The sequence below is a fragment of the Patulibacter ginsengiterrae genome, from assembly GCF_056269115.1.
The window spans coordinates 45,808-68,743 of the sequence record NZ_JBWDOG010000022.1 but is presented as its reverse complement, the minus strand read 5'-3'; the positions used below and the strand labels follow the sequence as shown (position 1 = coordinate 68,743).

Sequence of the window (22,936 nt, the reverse complement as noted above, 5' to 3'; positions counted from 1 at the left end):
GGCCGTCGCCGCTCCCGCAACGGGATAGGGACGTGATAGCCGCGAGGATCTCCCGTCTACCAGTGCCAGTCGACGACCTCGAAAACTGTTGCGCGCCCCCACCGACGGACGGCACCCGGCCGACGCCCCGCCGACCGGGTCCCGCGGGGGCCGCTCCGGCCTACCCGCGCTCGCGGCCCACGTTGCGCGCCCAGGCGATCAGCAGCAGCTGGAGCGGCAGACGGCCGTAGAGGGCGAGCTTGCCGCCGGGGATCTGCGGGTAGCGCTCGGGGTTCAGCGCCATGTGCAGGTTCGCCGGGAAGACGCCGATCAGGGTCGCGACCCCGAGCCGGCGGCCGAAGCGGCGGGTCCGCGGGTGCATCGTCGCCGCCCCGGCCACGATCTCCGCCACGCCGCTGGCGTAGACCAGCTCGCGGTGCCGCGGCAGGTAGTCGGGCATGATCGCCTCGTAGGTGCGCGGGCTGACGAAGTGCAGCGCCCCGGCGAGGATGAAGAAGGGGCCGAACAGGCGGCTGGTAGCGGACATGCCGGGAATCCTACCCACGGTCGGCGAGGGTCCCGGGCGCGTCGCCGAGCCGCACGCTCGACCCGGTCACGCCCCGCCCCGCGCACTGCCGCCGCGTCTCCGGGCCGCGTCGCGGCCGGAGACGACGACTCCGGCCACCGCGCGGCCGTCGCCAGCCCCGACCCGTCAGTGGGCGGCGACCTCGTCGTCCGCCAGCTCGCGTCCACGGCCGATCAGCATCCCGAGCGCCGCCGCGACGACGGCGAGGCCGACGCCGACGTACATCGCCGTGTGAAGGCCGGAGATGAAGGCGGCGTGCGAGGCGTCGGTCACCGCCTGGGCGACGTTCGGCGCCAGGGTCCCGCCCGAGGCCTCGGTGATCGCCTGCTGCAGCTCGGCCGGCGCTCGGGCCACGTCGGTCGGCGACACGCCCTGCGAGACGAGCTCGCCGGCCTTCGACACGACCCCGCTGACCGCGGAGGGCACGTCACGATCGGCCAGCTCCTGGCCAAGCCGTGACCCGACCGACGAGGCGATGATCGAGCCGAAGACCGCCGTCCCGAGCACGCCGCCGAGCTGGTTGGCCGTCGACTGCAGGCCGCCCGCGATCCCGCCGCGCTCGACCGGCACGTTGCCGACGATCGCCTGGGTCGTGGAGACGATGATCAGGCCGAACGAGATCCCGATGATCAGGAAGAACGGCCACTGCCCGTTGTAGCTGGTGTCGACCTGCAGCCGACTGAGGCCGAGGAAGGCGACCACCAGCAGCAGCATCCCGGCCACCAGCGGAGGCCGCGGACCGAAGCGCTCGGTCAGGAACCCGCCCAGTGGCGCCGAGACGACGAACATCGCCGTCAGCGGCAGCATCCGCACGCCGGTCTGGACCGGGCTGTACCCGTGCGTGTTCTGGAGGTAGAGCCCGATGAAGAAGAGCACGCCGAAGAGCGCGAAGAAGCCGACGATCACCAGCACCGTGCCCGCCCAGACCGACCGCTCGCGGAAGATGTCGAGCGGCAGCAGCGGATCCTCGGCGCGGTGCTCGCGGAGCACGAACCCGATCAGGACCAGCAGGCCCGCGAGCCCGAACAGCAGCACGTACGCGGAGCCCCAGCCCTTCTCCTGGGCCTTGATCAGCGCCCAGACGATCATGAACAACCCGCCCGAGAGCAGCAGCACGCCCGGGATGTCGAAGCTGCCGCTGTGCTGCTCGTCCTTCGACTCCTTGACCCAGGCGATCGCGACGACCGCGGCCAGCAGCCCGAGCGGCAGGTTCAGCAGGAAGATCGACTGCCACGAGACGTGCTCGACGAGCAGGCCGCCGATGATCGGGCCGGACGCGACCGCCAGCGCCGACGATCCACCCCAGATCCCGACCGCCCGGTTCAGCTCGCTGGGCGGGAACGCCGCCCGCAGCAGGGCCAGCGTGTTCGGCATCAGCAGCGCGCCGGTGACGCCCTGGAGCACGCGGAAGACGATCAGCATCTCGATCGACGAGGACAGCGCGCAGCCGAGCGAGGTCAGCGAGAAGCCGACGATCCCGAGGACGAAGACCTTCTTGCGGCCGAACCGGTCGCCGAGCTTGCCGCCGAGGATCAGCAGCACCGCGAGCGCGAGCAGGTAGCCGTTGGTGACCCACTGGAGGCCGGCCAGGCTGGCGTTCAGGTCCTTGGCGATCGTCGGGTTGGCGACGCCGACGACGGTCCCGTCGAGGCCGACCATCATCACGCCGAGCGCGACCGCGACGAGGGTCAGCCAGGGATTCCCCTGGGCCTTGGCGCGGCGGGCGGCGCGATCTCCGCCGGGCGGCGGCGTCGAGACGGCGGGGCCGGTGGTGGTGTGGTGGGAGCTCATCTACGGATTCCGGGAGGATGGGGACGCGGCGGCCAACGGTGGCCGCGGCGAAACGGTACAAGACTGCCCCGCTTCTCGTTTGCTCCCGTGACCGATCGCACCCGCCCCACCCGCGCCGACGCCCGTCGCAACTACGACGCCGTGCTCACCGCCGCCGTGCCGATCCTGGCCGAGCGGCCCGACGCGAGCATGCGCGAGATCGCCGAGGCCTCCGGGGTCGGTCGGACCACCGTCTACCGCCACTTCCCCCAGCGCGAGGACCTCGTCCTGGCGCTCTACCGGCGGGTCCTCGACGACGCCCAGGAGATCGTCGTCGAGGGGGTCACCAACGGACGCGCCGCCTGGGCACGGGCGGACGCCGGGGACCCCTCGAGCGCCGACGGGCCCGCCCGGAACGCGCTCGACGAGGTCGTGGCGATGACCGCCCGGCTCGGCGCGCTCGGTGAGCGATACCGGTTCCTCGGCGCCCACCAGGAGCTCCAGAGCGAGATCGAGGCGCTCACCGCCGCACAGGGCACCGAGCCGCTGGCGTCCTACCTCGCCGAGGCCTGCGAGCGGGGCGAGCTGCGCCGGGATCTCTCGGTCGCCTGGATGCTCGACGTCATCCACCACCTGACGATGGCCGCCGCGGCCAACCTCCGGACCGGCGACGCATCCCCGGCCGAGCTGCGCCGGATGCTGGCCGCGACAGTCCGCAGCGCGCTGGCGCCCGTCGACTGAGCCCCCGGTTCGGTCTCAGTTCCAGGGCGCGTTCGGGACGACCGGCGTGCCCGGCCCCGCCGCGCAGCGCCCGCCGTCGAGTCGGTAGACCGAGATCGCCGGTCCCGGCCGCTCGTAGGCCAGCTCGTAGGTCGTCGCCTGGCGATCGATCTGGTACGGCACCGGCGACTCGAGCGGCCCCAGCGGCCGCTTGGTGCTCGACCCGTTCGCGCCCGGAGCGAACGGGCTGACCTGCCAGACGAGCTGCCCGCGACGGGCGAGCGCCCGGTAGAAGGCGGTCGCCTCCGGCACCAGGCCCGGCGTCCGCGCGGCCCGTCCCGCCTGGTAGGAGCTGGTGACGACCCAGCAGTAGCCGTAGCGCTCGAACTCGTCGATCAGCTTCGGGTAGAGGATCTGCACCCACGACGAGAAGCCGGCCTTGATCCGCGACTGAGGATGCGTCCGACGGTCGCGCCGCTGGACGGCCGGGATCGTGTGGTAGATCGACCAGTAGGTCAGGCTGTACCAGCTGTTGTACCCGTCGAAGGTCGGGTTCCAGGTCCGCGGCGACATCGACTCGAGGACCACGCCCTCTCGGGCGGGAATGTTCTCCAGCATCCAGTCGCGCAGGACCGTCCGGGTGTCGTCGCGGCCGACCACGTCCGCCATGTGGGCGCTGTGGACCAGCGACTGCGCCCCGAGCCCGAGTGCGACGACCGCTGCGACCGCGATCCGCAGCGGCCGACCGGCCCCGCGGCGGCCGATCACGGCGACCAGCTCCTGGACGGCGAAGCCGGCCGTCAGGCACATGATCGGCACGATCGGCAGCAGCCAGCGGGCGAAGAAGCGGTCCTGCGTGCCCATCACCAGCAGGTAGAGCACGACCATCGGCAGCAGCAGGACGGCGATCCGCCAGCGCCGCCAGGCCAGCAGCCCCGCGCCGACGACGGCGGCCACGAGCGGCGCCCAGCCGACCCCCCAGGTCGCCGACCAGATGTAGAAGCGGAAGCCGTCGGTCATCGGCTCGCCGACGTAGCGGCCGCCGGAGGACCACGCCTGCTGGTACTCGATCGCGCGCCAGATCTCGGCCGGGTCGATCAGCACGTAGGGGTTGGCGACGACGAACGCGACCGCGGCCGTGAGCCCCATCAGCAGCGTTCGCCGGACGATCACGCCCCAGCCGTCGGTGGAGATCCGCAGCGCCGCCGCGGCCAGCCCGACGAGCACGACGATCCCGGCGTTGTACTTGAACCCCGCCGCGAGTCCGACCGCGATCCCGACGACGACGAAGCCGCGGGTCCGGGACTCCTGCAGGACCATCGCCCCGCCGAGCAGCCCGACCGCCATGAACAGCAGCGTCGGCCCGTCGCTGAGGGCCAGCCGCGAGTAGGCGACGGGCAGGAACGCGACCGCGAGCAGGCCGACCGCGACCAGCGCCGCCGTCCGGCCGACCAGCCGGCGGCCGGCGAGGTAGAAGACCGGCAGCGCCGCGACGCTCAGCAGCACGACCACGATCCGCCCGACCAGGTACGCCTGGGACGGATCCGTCAGCAGCGCCTCGCGCGGCGACAGCCCCTGGAGCCGGAACCAGACCTGGTCGACGACCCCGAGCACGCCCATCAACCCCGGCGGGTTGACCAGCTCGCGGAAGCCGAGCCGCTGGCTGAAGTACGAGGCGGCGTCGGGAACGAACCGGGCGCTCTCGTCGATGTTGTAGACGTAGGGCAGGTTCTGGCCGACGTTCCAGAGCCGGAGCGCGGCAGCGACGGCGATCACGCCGATCAGCAGTGCGATCTCCCAGCCGGGAGCAGCCGGCCTCCACCGGCGGAGCGCGCTCAACCCGCCATCCGCATGGCCGCGGCGAGCTCGGGGCCGAGCGGATGCTCGTGGTCCCCCAGGCGCACGGTCAACGGCCCCCCGAACGGCTGTCGGTCGACCAGCTCGAGCATCACCCCGGGGGTGATCCCCCGCTCGGCCAGGTACCGCAGCATCGCGGGATCGGCGTCGGAGACCCGGACGAACCGCGCCTGGTCGCCGACGTCGGCGTCGCTCAGGCTGCGGGTCACCGGCTCGGCGATCTCGAGCTCGCGGTCGGGGATCGGGTCCCCGTGCGGGTCGAAGGCCGGGTGCCCGAGCTTGGCGGCGATCCGCTCGGCGAGGTCCTCGGAGAGCGCGTGCTCCAGCCGCTCGGCCTCGTCGTGGACGCGGTCCCACGGCACGTCGAGGATCTCGACCAGGAACAGCTCCAGCAGCCGGTGGTTGCGCAGCGTGCGGAGCGCCACCCGCCGGCCCTCCTCGGTCAGGAGCACGCCCTTGTAGGGCTCGTGCTCGAGCAGGCCGAGGTCGGCGAGCCGTCGCAGCATCGCCGAGACCGACCCGGGCGTGATCCCGAGCCGACTGGCCAAGGCGGTCGTCGGTACCGCGCCCCCGAGACGCGTCTCCAGGGCGAAGACCGCCTTGAGGTAGTCCTCGACCGCAGTCGAGGGTGGCGTTGCCGGCGTCGACGCCATGCGGGGAAGCCTACGGGGTGTGAGCCGCCCCGACCTCCACCGGCCCCGCCCGACCCGCCGCTGCGCCCACCCGCGGGGTGCACGCAGCGCCCGCGTTATGGTCGGCCCGACCGCCCAACAACACCGAGGAGCGCCCCGATGGCCCGCGTCACACCCGTCCCCACCGCCGACGCCACCGCGACCGATCGTCGCGGCTGGACCAACGACGGACGACCGGTCGAGGCGTCGCGGGCCACCCGCTAGCGTTCGTCGAGCGATGACCGTCCCAGAATCAGTCCTACCCGACGCCGATCTGCTCGACCGCCTAGCCGCGCTCGCGGTGCGGGTCGGGGCCAACGTCCAGCCGGGTCAGGTGGTCGCCGTCAACGGCCATGTCGGTGGGCACGAGCCGCTGGTCCGGGCGATCGCCGCCGAGGCCTACCGCGCGGGCGCCTCGTACGTCGACGTCAACTGGTTCGATCCGCTGATCAAGCGGGCCCGGCTGGAGCTCGCCCAGGAGGACACGCTCGACGTCGTCCCGCCGTGGCTCGGGGCCCGGGTCGAGGCGCTCGGCAAGGCCCGCGCGGCGAACATCTCGCTGGTCGGCCAGGTCCGCCCGGGCGTCTTCTCCGGGATCGATCCGGCCCGGATCGGCCGCGACCAGCTGCCGGCCCTGCGCCAGACCTCCGAGGTCATCAACCGCCGCGAGCTCAACTGGACCGTGATCCCGGCGCCCAACCTCGGCTGGGCGCAGCTGGTCTTCCCCACGCTCACGCCCGCCCGCGCGCTCCGCCGGCTCGAGCAGGACATCGTCACCGTCTGCCGGCTGGAGGACGACCCGGTCGCCGCCTGGCAGACGCGGGCGGCCGAGCTGCGCGCCCACGCCGGCAAGCTCAACGAGCACCGGTTCGACGCGATCCGGCTGGTCGGCCCCGGCACCGACCTGACGGTCGGACTGCTGCCGTCGTCGCGGTTCATCGCCGCCGGCATGGACACCGTGGGCGGGATCACCCACCAGGCGAACGTGCCGACCGAGGAGATCTTCACCACCCCCGATCCGGCCCGCGTCGACGGCGTCGTCCGCGCGACCAAGCCGCTGACCCTCGGCGGCATGACCGTCGACGGGATCGAGGTCGAGTTCCGCGGCGGCCAGGTCGTGCGGGTCGACGCCGCGGCCGGAGTCGACGTCCTCCGCGGCTGGATCGAGCGCGACGAGGGCGCCCGCCGGCTCGGCGAGCTGGCACTGGTCGACGGCGACGGCCGCGTCGGCCAGACCGGGACCGTCTTCCACGAGACGCTGCTGGACGAGAACGCCGCCAGCCATCTCGCGCTCGGCTCCGCCTACCTGATGTGCCTCGACGACGAGGCCGACCACGCGCGGGCCAACCGCTCGGCGATCCACGTCGACTTCATGGTCGGCTCGCCGGAGGTCTCCGCGATCGGCGTCGCCGCCGACGGCCAGGAGACGCCGGTGCTGGTTGCCGGGGCCTGGCAGGGCTGAGCCCGACCCGCCCGACCCGCGGCCCCGTCGGGCCTGTTGCCCCGTCGGGCCGCCTGATCCGGTGAACCGGGTCGGGCGGAGCCGGCCGGCGCGCGGGTGCGGGGACGGCGACGGCGACGGCGACGGATCAGGCCGTCGCTGCGCCACCCGGGGCCGGCGACGACGTTCCCGCCTCGGCCGACGCGCCGCCGAAGAGCGGGATCAGGCTCCGCTGGAAGGCGGCCTTGGCCCGGTCCAGCTCCGGCGTCTGGCCGCGCTCGATGAACTCCAGCAGCAGCCCCCGGACGCCGGCGATCACCAGCACCGCGAAGGCCTCCTCGTCGAGCAGCAGCCGCTCGCGGACCCCCGGAACCCGGTCGAGGAAGGCCGGAGCGAGCGCCGCGAAGCCGTCGATCACCGAGGTCACGGCGGGCCGCAGCCGATCGTCGATCGCGGCCTCGCTGACGACCCCGAAGTAGGCCACGATCAGCACCCGGTCGGCGGTCAGCGCCGACCAGATCCGCTCGAAGCCGACGGTCACCGCCTCGGCCGGGTCCTCGAAGCCCTCGATCGCCTCGGCCACCTGCGCCACCAGCCGCTCGCCGATCCGTCGCACCAACAGGTCGATCAGGTGGGTGCGGGTGGCGAAGTAGTACAGGACCATCCGCTTGGTGACGCCGGCCTCCTTCGCCACCCGGCCGACGGAGGTCGCCGCGTAGCCGTAGTGCGCGACCGACCGCAGCGCCGCGTCGATGATCGCGTCGGCCTGGCGCGCGCCCTTGCGGGTGGGAAGTCGGTCGGCCACGGCCCCAGCCTATTCCGGCACCCGACTACGCGACCGTAGGCAAGGTTGAACCGATCGGTACGCCTCGTGCTACGGTCCCGTAGGAACAGAACGTACCGATCGGAACACTCGGTGCGATCGCCCCCGACCAGAGCGACGACATGACGCCTCCTCCCGCCACCGCCAGCCCGACGGCCGCGCCCGCCAGCACCCCGGTCGACGTGCCCCGGCACCCGGCCGACTTCCCGAAGCCGCCCGGCCCGTCGCTCCGCGCCGCCGGTCGCTGGCTGCTGAAGATCCGCGAGCAGGAAGGCCCGCTGGAGTTCCTCGACGAGATGGGCCAGCGCTACGGCGACGTCGCGATGCTCGACACCCCGGGCCAGCCGGTGGTCGTCGTCCGCGGGCCCGAGGCCGTCCGCCACGTGCTCGTCGCCAACCAGGACAACTACCGCAAGTCGAACCAGTACGAGCTGCTCGAGCCGGTCCTCGGCAAGGGCCTCGTGACCAGCGGCGGCGAGCTCTGGCAGCGCCAGCGCAAGCTCGTCCAGCCGATGTTCGCCAAGCGTCACCTGGTGCCGTTCGCCGACCACATGGCCGCGGCCGCCGGCACCGCGCTCGACGCCTGGGAGCAGGAGTGGCCCGACGGCCAGGGGGTCGAGATCGCCGAGGAGATCCTCCACATCGGCCTCGACACCGTCGGCCGCGCGCTCGTCGGCCACGACTTCACCGACCACGCCAGCGCCTTCGGCACCGCGCTGGGGAACGCCCTCCACGAGGCCGGCGCCGTCGGACGCTCGACCAGCGTCACGATCGGGCAGTACGTCCCGGGGATGAGCATCCAGCGCGCCGCCAAGCTGACCCAGCCGCAGCGCTGGCGCCGCGGTACCCAGAACGCCGACGTGATGGTCCGGATCGTCGGCGGGATCATCGACGACCGGCTGGAGCACGGCCACGGCGAGCGCGACGACCTGCTGCGGCTGCTGATGGACGCGCGCGACGAGCAGACCGGCCAGCCGATGAGCCGCCAGCAGGTGCTCGACGAGCTGCTGACCTTCGTCGCCGCCGGCCACGAGACGACCGCCCACGGGCTCGCGTGGATGTACTACCTGCTCTCCCAGCACCCGGACGCGCGCGAGCGGATGGAGGCCGAGGTCGACGAGGTCCTCGGCAGCGACATCCCGACCGCCGACGACGTCGACCGGCTGCCGTGGACGACCGCCTGCTTCCAGGAGGCGATGCGGCTGTTCCCACCGGTCTGGCACGTGCAGCGGGTCGCGAACGAGGACGACGTCGTCGGCGGCTACCGGGTGCCGGCCAACAGCCTGGTGCTGGTCTCGATCTGGTCGACCCACCGGGACCCGAAGGTCTGGTCGAACCCGGCCGGCTTCGACCCCCGGCGCTGGCTCGGCGACGCCCCCAAGCAGCGCTCGCGATTCTCGTACCTGCCGTTCGGCGGCGGTCGCCGGGTCTGCGTCGGCCAGGGCTTCGCGATGATGAACGCGACGATCCTGGCGGCGATGATCGCCCAGCGGTTCCGCTTCGACTTCGTGCCCGGCGCCAAGATCGTGCTCGACCCGACGGTCACGATCCGGCCGCTGCACGGGATCCCGATGACGGTGCACCGGCGGTAAGGGGGCCGGATCGGGGGAGCTCCGCGCCGGCCGGGTGGGTGGGTCGGCTGACGGGGCGGCGCAACCGGCACCAGCGCCCCCGATGCCTGCCCCGCGCGTCCCGCCTCGATCCACGATGAGCGGGGCGCTCACCCCGTGACCAGGCGCCCCGCGGCAGGGCCGCGGCAAGCGCCGGACGCGAACCCCGGTCCGATCGGTAACCTCTCCAGTCCGCTGGAGAGGTGCCAGAGCGGTTGAATGGGCACGACTGGAAATCGTGTAACGGGGCAACTCGTTCGGGGGTTCGAATCCCCCTCTCTCCGCCATACGTAGGAAGTGCGAACCCCGGTCCTGGAAGTCAGGCCCGGGGTTCTTGCTTTCTCGCCCCGGGCGCCAGCGCCCGCGAAGGCCAGCAATCTGGCTGAGCGCGGCGAGCGGCTTCAGGCCGACCTCGCCAGCGTCCCCGAAGGTCGTCAGACCCTCCACGGCACCGCCACCGACGACGAGCAGCACGAGGCCAGCTCCGACGCGTGGGACGTCCTCGTCGACCGAACCCCGCCAAGTACCGTTGCCGATGCCTCAGCGGAACTCGACACCGACACGGGCAGCACAAGCGTCAGCTGGAGCGAAGCCAGCGCCCCTGCGCTGACCGATGGCACCCCTGGATCAGGCCTCCACCACTACAGCTGTCGGGCGCAGCGGAACGGCGGAGCCTGGTCACCTTGGATCTCGACCACCGCGAGTGAACTACCCTCGCGGCATCGCCTGGCTGAACAAGTAGCCGCGTACTCGTGAACGACGATCGAGCCACTGACCCCACCGCCATTCTGGCTGGCGCGCCGCTCCGGCTTCCGGATCGGTGGCCGGCGAAGCGCTGGTTTCCGGTCGCGCGGGACCGCGTCGGCGAGCTCGCCGCCGTCACCTGCCTGCAGCAATCAGGCCGGGCTCAGTTCTTCTCGATGACGTCGATATACGTGCGGCACGGTGGCGACTGGGAGGAGGTCGTCGCCAACGGACACGAGTGGCCCCTGGCGCCGACGGTCTCGCGACCGAGCGCTGGCCGCCCGATCGCGATGTTGGGAGGGGGTGGGCGGAGCGGAGCCGGCGACGGCTCGACGACCGTGACCTTCGTCGCTGGTGTCCTGTCGTCGGAGGTCCGTGCCCTCCGGGCGTCGTCCGCTCGCGAGAGCCATCCTGTCGAGATCGACGACCGATCCGGGATCTTCGTCGCGCTCACGGTGCACGACGAGGACCCCGCGTACCGCCTGATCGCCCTGGGGGCCGACGGGCGTGAGATCGATCGCTACGCCTACGCCGAGCAGTAGCCGGTCAGGCTCCCGACCGGACGGCCCGTTCGATCGGGCGCGGTCCGCCGGTACCGATCTCGGCTAGGCCCGCTGATCGCTCAGTCGCGAAACGACGGCGCGTCGAGGTCCGCCCGGTGCCGCCAGCCGTTCTTCTCGTAGGGACGGACGGTCCGCGGGCGGCCGTCGGCGGCGAGGCCGACGGCGGCCAGGAACCCGCAGGCCAGCAGCAGGAGGAGGAGCATCATGCCCCGACCGTACGCCCGGTAGGAACGGGCGAATGTGCGCGTCGCCACGGGACGACCAGTCGCACAGATCGCCGCGAACCAACCGCAATCCGACGGGCGGAGCCGGCGTGACCGGCCCGTCCGAGGAACCGGCGCGCCCCATGCCAACCCCGAGCTCCGCCACCGAGCGAGCCTGGGCCCGCCCTACGCCGCCCGCGCCAGCAGGCCCAGCCCCTCCCGCGCCGCGGCCGCCTCGAGCTGGGCGTCGAACGAGAGGAAGCGAGCGGTCTCGGCCCGCCCGGCGAGCTCCAGCGCGCACGACAACTGGAGGGCGTCGAAGCCGCGGAGGTCGTGACGGCGGGCGAGCGCTGCACCACGGACGACCACGCGATCGCTGATCGCCACGACCACCAGATCCGCCCAGAGCTCGTCGAACGCGGCGGCGACTCGCTCGTGGCGGTCGCCCTCCAAGCGCCCGCCGGCCCGCATCCGGGCGAAGGCGGCGTGGGCCTCGACGAACGTCACGTGGCTGGCGACGACGCCTTCAGCGCCACGCACCGCCGCCCGCACCGCCTCGCTGTGATCCTCGGCCACGAACAGCTTGACGACCGCACTGGTGTCGACGTAGACGCTCATCGCGGACCACGATCGGCGATCACGATCTCGGCAGCCGTCGGCCCCGTCCCGCTCAGCTCGATCGGCTCGGGCAACCGCGGCCGCTGCCCGCTCCACTGGGCCACGCCGTCCTCGAGCAGACCCAGGATCGCGGCGGGGTGCGACGCCGGAACGACCCGTGCCACCGGATGCCCGCGGCGCGTGACGACGACGGTCGCCCCGGCCTCGACCTCCCCGATCACCGCGCTGGCGGTGTTCTTCAGCTCCCGGATCCCCAGCTCCCGCAACATGTGGCCACATTAGCACCCGATGAGGCCACCTTGCCCCCCGACCCTCACCCCACGTCCTGCGGGAAGTGCAGGCGACGGTCCGGATCGAGCCGCCGCCGCACCGACCGCAGCTGCGCGAGGCTGCCGCCGTAGTAGGCCGAGCGATAGCCGGAGAGGCCCGGATCGGCGTAGTTGATGTACGCGCCGCCGGTGGTGTGGCCACGCAGCGCCTGGCGGTTGCCGCGAACCCAGCTGCGCGCGCTCGCGAGGCCACCACTGCCGGGCTGGGCGTAGTGCTGGATCTGGATGATCGCCTTGCGGTGGGCGAACGCCGACCCGCTCGTCCCGAGCCCACCGGCGTCGTTGACGGCACCCCCGAGCGCGTCGAGCAGGATCGCGCCCGGCTGGCTCCCGCGGGCCGCGATCCGGTCCCGCAGGATCTTCCGGCCCGGCCCGTCGAGCGGCCGCCCGAGGTAATCGCTGGTCCCCGCCCAGGTCTCGCGCGGCATCTTCCCGCCCGGCCGGCTGCCGGTCGTGTGGCAGGCCGCCAGCGGTAGATCGAGGCAGCCCGCCCAACGCCGCTGGACGTCGAGGTACGGCGCGACCCCGCTCGACGGCTGCGCCCCGGCGATCGCCGTCAGCGGGTGGATCGCGCGCTGCAGCTCGGCCACGTCCGGCCCGAGCCACTGCCCGATCGCCCGGACCGTCGCGCCCCCGCCCTGGAGCAGCGAGAAGGTGCTGGAGAGCCGCGGATCGGCATTGGGCACCAGCGTCTGCCACGCGGCCAGCGCCTGGTCGGCGGCCGCCCACGGCCAGGAGACCGAGAACCACGAGACCTTGTCGACCCGGGCCGGCTCGAGGTGCGCGTCGACCATCACCGCGAACTGCCCGCCGCCCCCGCCGCGCAGCGCCCACAGCAGCTCCTCGTCGGACTGGCGATCGATCGTCTTGAGCTGCCCGCTCGAGGTCACCACCCGCGCCGAGCGCAGGCGATCGCAGGTCAGGCCGAAGCCACGCACCGACGGCCCGACCCCGCCGCCGAGCACCAGCCCGCCGAAGCCGACCGAGGGACAGGTGCCCGCCGGCAGCGTCAGGCCGCGGCCGGCGAGCCCGGCGTAGACGTCGATCAGCTGCGCGCCGGCCCCGACCACCGCCTCGTCGCCGTCGACCCCGACCTGCCGCAGCCGCGAGAGGTCGACGACCACCGTCGACGGATCGCCGCCCGCCCAACCGGGGAACCCATGGCCGCCGCTGCGCGGGACGATCTGGACGTCGCGGCGGGCACCCCAGCGGAGGGTCGCCTGGACGTCGCGGACGTCACGCGCCTGGACGATCGCCGCCGGCCGTGGCCGGACCGCTCCCTGCGCGACCCGGCTCGCGCTCGCGTAGCGCGACGACGCCGGGGTCACGACCGGGCCGCTCGTCTGCCGGGCCAGCTCGCGCAGCGACGCCACCGACGGCCGCGAGCCGGTCGCCGCCCAGGCCGACGACAGCCCGCCGAGGGCGCCGCCGCCGACCGCCGCCGCCCCGAGCGCGAGCGCTCCGTCTCGAATCACCGTACGCCGCGAGAGCCGTCGAGTCATGGCTGCGAGCATGCCCGACGCTCCGGCGCCACGCCACGCGTCCGAGCGATCCGGCTGGCATGATCGAAGCGTGTCGACCCCCCCGGTGCAGGACCTGATCGCCCAGGCGCTGGCGGCGCCCACGATCGACGGCAGCGATCCCGTCCGCGACCGGATCCTGACCGCCGCGATCGAGCGCTTCCAGGCCTCCGGCATCCGCCGCACCAGCGTCAACGAGATCGCCCGCGCGGCCAAGGTCGGGCGGATGACCGTCTACCGGCGGTTCCCGGTCCGCGACGACCTGGTCCTGACCGCGGTGCTCGCCGAGGCCCGCCGCGAGCTGGCCGTGATCGGCGCGGTCCTGGCCCCGATCACCGACGTCGAGGAGCAGTTCCTCGAGGGCTTCGTGCGCGGCATCGGGGTCGTCCGGGACAACCCCCTGCTCGCCCGCCTACGTCAGACCGAGCCGGAGGACTTCGCGCTGCGCCTGACCGTCGGCGGAGGCCCGGTGCTCGGGCTCGGACGGGCCTTCGTCGCCGCCTTCCTGTCGGCCGCGACCGCCGACGGCCGGCTGCGACCGATCGACGTCGACGGGACGGCGGAGGTCCTGATCCGCTTCGCGCTCTCGCTGGCGACCCTGCCCGAGACCGTCCTCCCCGTCGACGACGAGCCGGCCCTGCGGGAGTTCGGACGCCAGCACCTGCTGCCGATCGTGACCGGCCTCGCCCCCGCCCCGCGGCCGCTCGGCGCCGTCGGATGACCGCCCGGCTGCTGCTCCTGCGGCACGGCACCACCGCCGCCGTCCGCACGGCCGCCTTCCCCCTCGACGAGGGGCTCGACGCGCGCGGCACGGCCGAGGCTCGGGCGCTGGTCCCGCACCTGCCGGGCCGGGCCCAGCTGCGTCGTTCTCCGGCCCGCCGCTGCGCCGAGACCGCCGCCGCGCTCGGTCACGCCGACCCGACGGTCGACGCGGGCCTGCGCGAGACCGACTTCGGCGACTGGTCGGGACGGACCCTGGCCGATCTCCACGCGGAGGATCCCGAGCCGGTCGTCGCCTGGATGACCGATCCCGCCTTCGCGCCTCCGAACGGCGAGTCGCTCGAGCAGCTCTGCCTCCGGGTCGGCGCGTGGATGGACGAGCGCGCCGCCGACGAGCAGCCGCTGGTCGCCGTCACCCACGGCGGCGTGATCCGGGCGGCGATCTCGGTCGCACTCGGCGCCCCGCCCTCGGCCGCGTGGCGGATCGACGTCAGCCCCGGGTCGCTGACCGAGCTGCACGCGCACGACGGTCGCTGGCGGCTGGTGCGCGCCAACTGGACGCCCTCGCGGCAGGAGCTGCGCGACGCGCGGGCCAGCGCGAGCGGGACCGCGGAGGCGGGTGCCACCGCGGGCGATGCCGGCGCCGCGTCCCCGACGGCGGTCATCGCCGCGGAGACCCCGGACACGAGCCTCCCCTCCCCGCCCGCGGGGACCGCGTGACCGACGCGCTTCCGCGGGCCGCCGGACTCGCCCTCGGATGGGCCGCCGACCGCGCCTTCGGCGACCCCCGGCGGTTCCACCCGGTCGCCGGCTTCGGGCGCACGATGACCGCGCTCGAGGGACGGATCTGGCGCGACGAACGGGCCACCGGCGTCGGCTACCTGGCCCTCGGGATCGCCCTCGGCTCCGGCCCCGTGCTCGTCGCCGACCGGGCCCTGCGCGACCGGCCGCTCGCCCGCACCGCTCTGACCGCGACCGTCACCTGGGCAGCGCTCGGCGGCCGCTCGCTGGCCGGCGCCGGACGCGCGCTCGGGGACCGGATCGCGGCCGACGACCTCGCCGGCGCCCGTGCCCTCGCCCCGACCCTGGTCGGCCGCGACCCGGCCACGCTCGATGCCGCCGGCCTCAGCCGCGCCGGGCTCGAGTCGGTCGCGGAGAACACGTCCGACGCGGTCGTCGCCCCGCTCGTCTGGGGCGCCCTGCTCGGCGCCCCCGGGATCGCGCTCCACCGGGCGCTCAACACGATGGACGCGATGGTCGGCCACCGCTCGCCGCGCCACGAGCGGTTCGGCTGGGCCTCCGCCCGCGCCGACGACGTGGCCGGCTGGCCGGCCGCGCGGCTGGCCGCGATCGTGACCAGCGGCGTCGCGGGATCCGTCGGCGGCTCGCCGGCCCGCGCCTGGCGGACCTGGATCCGCGACGGCGCCCAGCATCCGAGTCCGAACGCCGGCCGGGTCGAGGCGGCCTTCGCCGGCGCGCTCGGCGTCCGGCTCGGTGGCCGCAACGTCTACGGCGGCCGGGTCGAGGATCGGCCGCTGCTGGGCGACTGGCCCGACGCGCACGAGCCGACCCACGAGGACCTCGACCGCGCCGCGCGCCTCTCGCTGCGGGTCGGCACGGTCTCGACCGCGCTCTGTGCCGTCGCGGCGATCGCCGGACCGGCCGGGTGGCGGGCCGTGCGGCGGCGCGGGCAGCGGTAGAGCGGGAAGGAAGGCGGGGCGGCAGACGGTGGGCCGAGGCCGAGGCGCGGTGGCAGGTCCCAGGCGGTAGGGCGGGCAGGCCCCGGTGGTCGCTTCCCGATGCGTTCGCCACCTCCACGGTGGACAACACATCGGGAAGACATGGCGATCCCGGCCCGCGCGCTTCCCGATGCGTTCGCCACCCCCACGGTGGACAACACATCGCGGTCCCGGGGATCAGCCCGTCCGGCACCCCCGTCCTGCACCCCGCCCAGGCGCCCGACGACCGCGACCACGTCGGCCCCGCCCGCCGTCCGTCAGGATCCCTCGCCGTGGCCCCCGTCCCCCGCACCCGCCCGCTCGACCCGTCCGCCCCCGCCGGCGCGCTGCTGGTCGCGGGCACGACCTCCGACGCCGGCAAGTCGCTGATGACCGCGGGGATCTGCCGCTGGCTCCACCGCGAGGGCGTCCGGGTCGCCCCGTTCAAGGCCCAGAACATGGCCCTGAACGCCGCCGTCACCCCGGACGGGCTCGAGATCGGCCGCGCCCAGGCCGTCCAGGCCGCCGCCTGCGGGATCGAGCCGGAGGCGGTCATGAACCCGGTGCTCCTGAAGCCGACCGGTGAGCGCGTCAGCCAGGTGATCCTGCTCGGCCGCCCCTACGGCACGGCCGGCGCGCGCGACTACCGACGGCTGCGCGACGACCTCCGGACGGCAGTCCTGGAGAGCCTGGCCGACCTCCGCGGGCGCTTCGACGCGGTGATCTGCGAGGGCGCCGGCAGCCCCGCCGAGATCAACCTCCGCGCCGGCGACTTCGTGAACATGGGCCTGGCCCGCGACGCCGGCCTGCCGACGATCGTCGTCGGCGACATCGACCGCGGCGGGGTGCTCGCCGCGCACTACGGCACGATCGCCCTGCTCGACCCGGCCGACCAGGCCCACGTCGCCGGGATGGTGATCAACAAGTTCCGCGGCGATCCGTCGCTGCTCGACCCGGGCGTGACCGCGCTCGAACGGCTGACCGGCCGGCCCGTGCTCGGGGTCGTGCCGTGGGCCGACGGGCTCGAGCTGGACGCCGAGGACGGCCTCGCGCTGCGGACCTTCGACCGTGCCGCGGCCTACGAGGACCCGCTGCGGGTGGCGGTCGTCGGCCTCCGGCGGATCAGCAACTTCACCGACCTCGACGCGCTCGCGATCGAGCCCGACGTCGAGCTCCGCCTGACCCGCGACCCCGACGTCCTGCGCGACGCCGACCTGGTCGTCCTGCCCGGCAGCAAGGCGACGGTCGCCGACCTCGAGGACCTCCGCGCCCACGGCCTCGACCGGATCCTGCGCGAGCGGGCCGCCGCCGGCCGGCCGATCCTCGGGATCTGCGGCGGCTACCAGATGCTCGGCGCGGCGATCGCCGACGACGGGATCGAGACCGGCACCGGCACCGTCGACGGGCTCGGGCTGCTGCCCGTCACCACGACGATGCACACCGAGAAGATCACCCGGCGCCGGAGCGGTCGGCTGCTGCTCGACCGCGACGGCGAGATCGGCGGGAGCCCGGACGACGACGTCCGCACCAGCGCGAGCGCGACCGGAACCACGGCGAGGGCCGACGGCGGCCGCTCCGTCGCGGCCGGCGGCTACGAGATCCGGCTCGGCCGGGTCGTGCGTCACGGCGGCACCGGCTGGCTCGCCGGCGATCCCGTCGCCACCGCCACCGACGAGGCCCAGACCGACGACGAGGGCTGCGTGGCTGGCGCGACGCTCGGCAGCTCCTGGCACGGCCTGCTCGAGCACGACGACGCCCGGCAGGCGCTGCTCGGCTGGGCCGCCCGCCGCCGTGGACGCGGCTTCCGTCCCGGGACCGCCCGCTTCGCCGAGGTCCGCGAGCGGCGGCTCGACGCGCTCGGCGACCTCGCCGCCGAGCACCTCGACACCGACGCATTGCTGCGGCTGCTGCAGGACGGCGTCCCGGTCGGACTGCCGACCCTCGCCTGCGGGCCGCTCCCGCCCGGCTGAACGCCCGTCTCGCACGCCCGTCGGGCCCCGCCGAACGCCCGCCCCGCGCGCCCATCGCGCCCAGCCGACGCCCCACCGGCCCCGGGCCGCTGACGACCCCGTCGCCCCGACCGGGTGGCCGTCGGGCCCCAGCCAGCGACCCGCGACCCGCCGACCCCTACGGTGTGGGAGATGAGCGCGCTCCGCCTCGGCCTCCTGCAGTTCCACCCCGTCGTCGGTGACATCGCCGGCAACCGCGACCGGATCGCCGCGATGCTGCGGCAGGCGGCCGACGCCGGCTGCCAGCTGGCGATCACCGGCGAGCTGGCGCTCTGCGGCTACCCGCCGCAGAGCCTGATCGTCGACGAGGGCATGCTCCACGCCGCGCAGCGTGCGCTCGAGGAGCTGGCCGAGCAGCTGCCGCCCGACCTCGTCACGCTGGTCGGCGCGCCGCACCCGACCCCGGAACGCCGCGGCGTCCACAACGCGGCCGCCGTGCTCACCCGCGGGCAGGTCGCGGGCTGGGCCGACAAGCAGCACCTGCCGACCTACGCCGTCTTCGACGAGGGCCGCTACTTCGTGCCCGCCGCCCACTCGTTCGTCGCCGAGCTGCCGAACGCGCGGGTCGGGGTGATGATCTGCGCCGACCTCTGGGAGCCGGAGCCGGCCGCGGCCTGCGCGGCGGCCGGCGTCGACCTGCTCGTCGCCCTCAACGCCTCCCCCTACTCCCCCGGGATGCAGCGACGGCGGGAGGCGACGACGATCACCCGCGCGCTCGAGCACACCGTGCCGGTCGCCTACGTCAACCTCGTCGGGGGCCAGGACCACCTCGTCTTCGACGGCGGCAGCCACCTCGTCGACCACGCCGGGATGCTGGTCGCCCGCGGCCCGGCGATGGAGGAGGCGCTGGTGATCTGCGACATCGACCTCTCGTGGTCGCGCCGCTCCGCCCGCGCCGAGCCGCACCGGCGGGCCGCCACGCGGCCCGCCGCCGGACCCGTCCGCGTGCTGCCGTTGGCGGTCAGCGCCGACCCCGCCCAGGCCGCCACGCCCAAGCGCGGCAACGTCCACGGGATCGCCCCCTGGCCGGGCGCCGAGGACCACCGCTGGCGGGGCGTGCGGGTCGCCCTCCGCGACTTCACCGCCGGGCTCGGGATCGAGCGGGTGCTGGTCGGCCTCGACGGCACGCTCGGGGCCGGCCTGACCGCGCTCGCCGCGGCGGAGGCGCTCGGTCCCGAGCGGGTCGTGCTCGTCGACGCGCTCCCGGCCGGGGTCGCGGACGACGACGACCGCCGGGCCTGGGCGCGGACGGTGATCGAGGCCGGTGCCTTCGCCGACCCACCGGTCGCGCTGCCGCCGGTCCACGTCCCGCCGCCGGAGCAGGACCCGGTCTTCGAGCCGACCGAGGCTGCCGCCCCGCCCGATCCCGACGCCGAGCCGGAGCTGGTGGTCCCCGACGAGGATCCCGCCGTCCGGCTCGTCTCCAGCCGCGCGACGCTGCTGGCGCTGGAGCTGGTCGCCGACGGCCACGAAGCGCTGCTGCTGTCCTCCGCCGACCGCACGATGCGGGCGCTCGGCGGCGGCTGGCCCCACGAGCTGGCGGGAGGCTTCGCCCCGCTCGGCGACCTGACCCGCGGCTGGCTGGTGCGGATCGCCCACTGGCTGGTCGAGCGCGACGCCCCGCCGGCGACCGTGCCCGGGGAGATCGTCGAGCGGGCGGCCGAGACGATCGGCGGGCCGCGTCCGCTGCGCGAGCCGTGCGCGCTGCTGGACCGGGTCGTCGAGGGCTACATCGACGCCAACCACCCGCCCCGCGCGATCGTCGAGCGGGAGGGCCTCGATCCCGAGCTGGTGCAGGCGCTCTGCGACCGGATCGACCGCGCCGAGGCCGATCGCCGGATGCTCCCGCTGGCCCCGCGGATGTCGGGCCGCGCACTCAGCGACGACCGCCGGATGCCGGTCGTGTGGCAGCGCGGCTGGTTCTGAGCGCCTGCCTCAGGATCAGTGGGGACCTGGGGGTGGTCGTCGACCGAGCAGGGCGCCGCACGGGCTCCGCGAGCCAGACCGGTCGTCTGACTGAGGATCCGGGTGGTGGTCGTGCGATGCGTCGACGGCCAGGTCCAGGCCCCGATCATCCTGAGACAGGGCCGGAACCGCCCCGACTGGACCGTCAGGCCCCCGCCGTCCCCCCGATCCGGCATGGTTCGGTCGATGCGCGCGCTGATCGTGGGAGCAGGTGAGGTCGGCTGGTACCTCGCCAGTCGCCTCGCCCGGGAGGGTCACGAGGTGATCGTGCTCGACCAGGACCGCGATCTGCTGGTCCGCCGCGCCCGTTCCGGCGCCGACGTCCGCTGCGAGCGCGCGGACGCCAACAGCCCCCGCGACCTCGCCGAGCACCGGGCCGGCGAGGCCGACCTGTTCGTCGCGGTGACCGCCAGCGACGCGACCAACCTGCTCGCCTGCCTGCTGGCGCGTGAGCAGGGCGCCCCGCGCACGATGGCCCGGGTCCGCGACGCCGACTACTACGCGCCCGGTGAGGACACCGTCGCCGGCACGCTCGGGATCGACCTGCTGGTCAGCCCGGAGCTGGCCGCGGTCGGCGACCTCGAGTCGGCCCTGCGGGTACGCGGCGCCGTGCGCGTCGAGACCTTCGCCGACGAGCGCCTGGCGCTCGCCGAGTGCATCGTCACCGACGGCTCGCCGGCCGCGCGCCGCTCGATCGTCACCCGCCCCCACGCCACCAACTCGAAGATCGCGGCGCTGCTGCGCGACGGCCGCGTCCACCTCGCCACCCGCGACACGACCCCGCTGCCCGGCGACCACCTGATCGTCGCCTGCCCGCGCGAGCAGCTCAAGGAGGCCTGCCGCGAGATCGACCCCAACGCCCGCCAGGTCCACCGGGTCGCGATCTTCGGGGCCGGCCAGATCGGCGTGGCCCTCGCCGCCCGGCTCGCCGCGCACGGCCGCGAGGTGATCGTCCTGGAGCCGGACGAGCACACCGCGCGCGAGGCGGCCGAGCAGCTCGAGGCCCGCTCGATCGAGGTGCTGTGGGAGGAGGGCGCGTCCGAGGACGCCCTGCGCGAGGCCGGCGTCGACAGCTGCGACGCGTTCGTCAGCTGCGCCGGCGACGACCGCTCGACCCTGCTGGCCTGCACCCACGCCGACCGGCTCGACATCAGCCTGGTGCTGGCGGTCCTCTCACGCGAGGAGTTCGCGCCGCTGGCCGAGGCGCTCGGCGTCGACGGCACGGTCGCCCCCCGGCTGGCGGCGGCCGAGCGGCTGTTGCGGACCTCGCGCGGGACCGGCGCCCAGAAGAGCACCCTGATCGTCGACGGGCTCGAGGCGCTCGAGTACCGGATCGGCGAGACCAGCCCGCTACGGGACCGTCCGATCGCCGCCTCGCTCCCGCACGACACGAGCCTGACCGCGATCGTCCGCGACGGCGACGTCCGCTACCCGGGCCAGGTCGACCGCTACCAGGCCGGCGACATCGCCCTGATCCTGGCCGCCGGGAGCGGCGCGACCAAGCTCGGATCGGTGCTGGGCGCGTGAGGGTCCGACAGGGCCGTCGGGGCGGCCGATCACGGCCGATCGGCGCGCGCTTCGGTCCGCTGACCCGCCGCGCCCTGACCGCCGGCGCGCTCGCGATGGCCGTCGCCGCGACCGTCTGCACGATCGTGGCGGTCGTCTCCGACGGGCGCGCGATCGGTGCCTACGGCGCGACCGCCGTGCTCGCGACCGTGCTGGCGCTGCTGCTGCGGCGCTCGTGGGTGGGGCGGCCGATGCCGAGCCCGACCGGCCGCGACGGCCTGATGGCGGCCGGCCTGACGTGGGTCGCGACCAGCCTCTTCGCCGGGGTGCCGCTGCTGCTGAGCGGGGCGACGCCGCGGCTCGCCGACGCGATCTTCGAGGGCACCAGTGGGATCACCACGACCGGCGCGACCGCGATCTTCGACGTCGACGGGCTGCCCCACGCGGTCCTGCTCTGGCGCTCGCTGAGCCACTGGATCGGCGGCATCGGCATCGTCGTCCTGCTCGTGGCGATCGCGCCGGCGGCCGGTGGCGCGGCCCGCCGGGTCCTGCTGGGCGAGACGAGCCGGGCGGTCGAGGAGACCGTCGCGCCGCAGATGCGCGACACCGCCCGGATCACGGCCCAGCTCTACCTGACCGGCACCGCGATCGCCCTGATCGTGCTGCTCGCCGTCGGGCTCTCGCCGTGGGAGGCGGTCAACCACGCGATGTCGGTGGTCTCGACGGGTGGGTTCTCGACCCGGACCGCGTCGGCCGGCGCCTTCGACTCGCCCCCGGTCGAGGTCGCGCTGACCGCGCTGATGCTCGCCTCCGGGGTCAGCTACGTCGTCTGGTGGCGGCTGGTGCTGCGGCGTGGGCTCGGACAGCACGCGGCCGAGCTGCGCGCGTACGTGCTCTTCGTCCTCGGGATCGGGCTGCTGCTGGTGCTCGGTGCGAGCGGCAGCGAGGCCCCGGGCAACGTGCTCGACGGGATCTTCACCGCGGCCTCGATCACCACCGGCACCGGCTTCACCACCGCCGACCCCGACCGCTGGGGCGAGGAGGCACGGCTGCTGGTGCTGATCGCGTCGGCGTCCGGGGCGATGGTCGGGTCGACGACGGGTGGCTTCAAGGTCCGCCGCTGGCTGGTCCTGTTCGGCGGGGTCCGGGCCGAGATCCAGCGCCAGATCTCGCCGCAGCGGATCGTCGTCGTGCGGGTCGGGCGCAAGCCGGTCTCCGACGACACCGTCCGGGCCGCGTTCGGGTTCCTGGCCGTCGCGCTGGTCGCCCTGACCGGCGGGACCGCCTTGCTGGCCGGGTGCGGCTTCGATCTGCTCTCGGCGTTCTCCGCCTCGGTCGCCTGCCTCTTCAACGTCGGCCCGGCGCTCGGGGAGCTCGGCGGCACCGAGTCCTACGCCGGGGTCCCCGACTCGGGGCTGCTCGGGCTGAGCTTCCTGATGCTGCTCGGCCGTCTTGAGCTGTTCACGATCCTGGCGCTCTTCACGCGCGGGCTCTGGCGGGCGCGCTGACCCGAGACGGCCGCGAGGCTCCACGCTCAGCGCGCGACCCTTCGGAGGATCGTGCGCACGGTCCCGGTGCTCTGGG

20 protein-coding genes and 1 tRNA gene are annotated in these 22,936 nt (G+C 74.5%); 12 read left to right on the top strand and 9 right to left on the bottom strand.

Features of this window, described 5'->3' with window-relative positions:
- Positions 1-160: 160 nt before the first annotated feature.
- Both ACVUH9_RS20440 and ACVUH9_RS20435 read right to left on the bottom strand, forming a co-directional pair.
- Positions 161-526, bottom strand: coding sequence for a DoxX family protein (locus ACVUH9_RS20440; protein ID WP_475760342.1), 366 nt, complete (start codon positions 524-526; stop codon positions 161-163).
- Positions 527-691: 165 nt separating this feature from the next.
- Positions 692-2,356, bottom strand: a complete 1,665-nt coding sequence (locus ACVUH9_RS20435; RefSeq protein ID WP_475760340.1) for an MFS transporter — start codon at positions 2,354-2,356, stop codon at positions 692-694.
- 87 nt (positions 2,357-2,443) lie between these two features.
- Between ACVUH9_RS20435 and ACVUH9_RS20430 the strand changes: the two genes are divergently transcribed.
- Positions 2,444-3,076: a TetR/AcrR family transcriptional regulator gene (locus tag ACVUH9_RS20430; RefSeq protein WP_475760339.1), complete on the top strand. Its 633-nt coding sequence runs from the start codon at positions 2,444-2,446 to the stop codon at positions 3,074-3,076.
- Positions 3,077-3,091: 15 nt separating this feature from the next.
- Here ACVUH9_RS20430 and ACVUH9_RS20425 read toward each other — a convergent pair whose 3' ends face one another.
- The gene (locus ACVUH9_RS20425; RefSeq protein WP_475760337.1) at positions 3,092-4,894 is read right to left on the bottom strand and encodes an ArnT family glycosyltransferase; all 1,803 of its coding nucleotides are present in this window, start codon (positions 4,892-4,894) and stop codon (positions 3,092-3,094) included.
- The gene (locus ACVUH9_RS20420; RefSeq protein ID WP_475760334.1) at positions 4,891-5,565 is read right to left on the bottom strand and encodes a metal-dependent transcriptional regulator; all 675 of its coding nucleotides are present in this window, start codon (positions 5,563-5,565) and stop codon (positions 4,891-4,893) included. The genes ACVUH9_RS20425 and ACVUH9_RS20420 overlap by 4 nt, the downstream gene beginning before the upstream one ends.
- Before the next feature lie 256 nt (positions 5,566-5,821).
- On the opposite strand from ACVUH9_RS20420, the gene ACVUH9_RS20415 reads away from it, so the two are divergent.
- Positions 5,822-7,045, top strand: a complete 1,224-nt coding sequence (locus ACVUH9_RS20415) for an aminopeptidase (protein WP_475760332.1) — start codon at positions 5,822-5,824, stop codon at positions 7,043-7,045.
- Between the two features lie 127 nt (positions 7,046-7,172).
- Here ACVUH9_RS20415 and ACVUH9_RS20410 read toward each other — a convergent pair whose 3' ends face one another.
- Positions 7,173-7,829 carry a TetR/AcrR family transcriptional regulator gene (locus ACVUH9_RS20410; protein ID WP_475760330.1) on the bottom strand — a complete coding sequence of 219 codons (657 nt, stop codon included), beginning with the start codon at positions 7,827-7,829 and terminating at the stop codon, positions 7,173-7,175.
- Positions 7,830-7,969: 140 nt separating this feature from the next.
- Here ACVUH9_RS20410 and ACVUH9_RS20405 point away from each other — a divergent pair, with 140 nt between their 5' ends.
- From ACVUH9_RS20405 to ACVUH9_RS20395, 3 genes are all read left to right on the top strand, one after another.
- Complete coding sequence (locus ACVUH9_RS20405; RefSeq protein WP_475760328.1) at positions 7,970-9,439, top strand: cytochrome P450; 1,470 nt, start codon at positions 7,970-7,972, stop codon at positions 9,437-9,439.
- A gap of 215 nt (positions 9,440-9,654) precedes the next feature.
- A tRNA-Ser gene (locus ACVUH9_RS20400) sits at positions 9,655-9,744 on the top strand.
- 633 nt (positions 9,745-10,377) lie between these two features.
- On the top strand, positions 10,378-10,743 hold the full coding sequence (locus ACVUH9_RS20395) for a hypothetical protein (RefSeq protein ID WP_475760326.1): 366 nt from the start codon (positions 10,378-10,380) through the stop codon (positions 10,741-10,743).
- A gap of 80 nt (positions 10,744-10,823) precedes the next feature.
- On the opposite strand, the gene ACVUH9_RS20390 is transcribed toward ACVUH9_RS20395, so the two are convergent.
- From ACVUH9_RS20390 to ACVUH9_RS20375, 4 genes are all read right to left on the bottom strand, one after another.
- Complete coding sequence (locus tag ACVUH9_RS20390; RefSeq protein WP_475760323.1) at positions 10,824-10,970, bottom strand: hypothetical protein; 147 nt, start codon at positions 10,968-10,970, stop codon at positions 10,824-10,826.
- 183 nt (positions 10,971-11,153) lie between these two features.
- Positions 11,154-11,585: a type II toxin-antitoxin system VapC family toxin gene (locus tag ACVUH9_RS20385; RefSeq protein ID WP_475760321.1), complete on the bottom strand. Its 432-nt coding sequence runs from the start codon at positions 11,583-11,585 to the stop codon at positions 11,154-11,156.
- Positions 11,582-11,854, bottom strand: coding sequence for a type II toxin-antitoxin system Phd/YefM family antitoxin (locus ACVUH9_RS20380; RefSeq protein WP_475760319.1), 273 nt, complete (start codon positions 11,852-11,854; stop codon positions 11,582-11,584). Before ACVUH9_RS20380 ends, ACVUH9_RS20385 begins: the two co-directional genes overlap by 4 nt.
- Before the next feature lie 44 nt (positions 11,855-11,898).
- Positions 11,899-13,416: an FAD-binding oxidoreductase gene (locus ACVUH9_RS20375; protein ID WP_475760317.1), complete on the bottom strand. Its 1,518-nt coding sequence runs from the start codon at positions 13,414-13,416 to the stop codon at positions 11,899-11,901.
- Positions 13,417-13,486: 70 nt separating this feature from the next.
- On the opposite strand from ACVUH9_RS20375, the gene ACVUH9_RS20370 reads away from it, so the two are divergent.
- The 7 genes from ACVUH9_RS20370 to ACVUH9_RS20340 all read left to right on the top strand — a co-directional run bounded on the left by ACVUH9_RS20370 (position 13,487) and on the right by ACVUH9_RS20340 (position 22,860).
- Positions 13,487-14,155 carry a TetR/AcrR family transcriptional regulator gene (locus ACVUH9_RS20370; protein WP_475760315.1) on the top strand — a complete coding sequence of 223 codons (669 nt, stop codon included), beginning with the start codon at positions 13,487-13,489 and terminating at the stop codon, positions 14,153-14,155.
- Positions 14,152-14,874, top strand: a complete 723-nt coding sequence (locus ACVUH9_RS20365; protein WP_475760313.1) for a histidine phosphatase family protein — start codon at positions 14,152-14,154, stop codon at positions 14,872-14,874. Before ACVUH9_RS20370 ends, ACVUH9_RS20365 begins: the two co-directional genes overlap by 4 nt.
- Positions 14,871-15,854, top strand: coding sequence for a cobalamin biosynthesis protein (locus tag ACVUH9_RS20360; protein WP_475760311.1), 984 nt, complete (start codon positions 14,871-14,873; stop codon positions 15,852-15,854). Before ACVUH9_RS20365 ends, ACVUH9_RS20360 begins: the two co-directional genes overlap by 4 nt.
- A gap of 407 nt (positions 15,855-16,261) precedes the next feature.
- On the top strand, positions 16,262-17,842 hold the full coding sequence (locus tag ACVUH9_RS20355; RefSeq protein ID WP_475760347.1) for a cobyric acid synthase: 1,581 nt from the start codon (positions 16,262-16,264) through the stop codon (positions 17,840-17,842).
- A 171-nt stretch (positions 17,843-18,013) separates the two neighbouring features.
- Positions 18,014-19,807: a nitrilase-related carbon-nitrogen hydrolase gene (locus ACVUH9_RS20350; protein WP_475760309.1), complete on the top strand. Its 1,794-nt coding sequence runs from the start codon at positions 18,014-18,016 to the stop codon at positions 19,805-19,807.
- Positions 19,808-20,032: 225 nt separating this feature from the next.
- Positions 20,033-21,373 carry a Trk system potassium transporter TrkA gene (trkA, locus tag ACVUH9_RS20345; RefSeq protein WP_475760307.1) on the top strand — a complete coding sequence of 447 codons (1,341 nt, stop codon included), beginning with the start codon at positions 20,033-20,035 and terminating at the stop codon, positions 21,371-21,373.
- Positions 21,370-22,860: a TrkH family potassium uptake protein gene (locus ACVUH9_RS20340; RefSeq protein WP_475760305.1), complete on the top strand. Its 1,491-nt coding sequence runs from the start codon at positions 21,370-21,372 to the stop codon at positions 22,858-22,860. Before trkA ends, ACVUH9_RS20340 begins: the two co-directional genes overlap by 4 nt.
- The last annotated feature ends 76 nt before the right edge of the window (positions 22,861-22,936 follow it).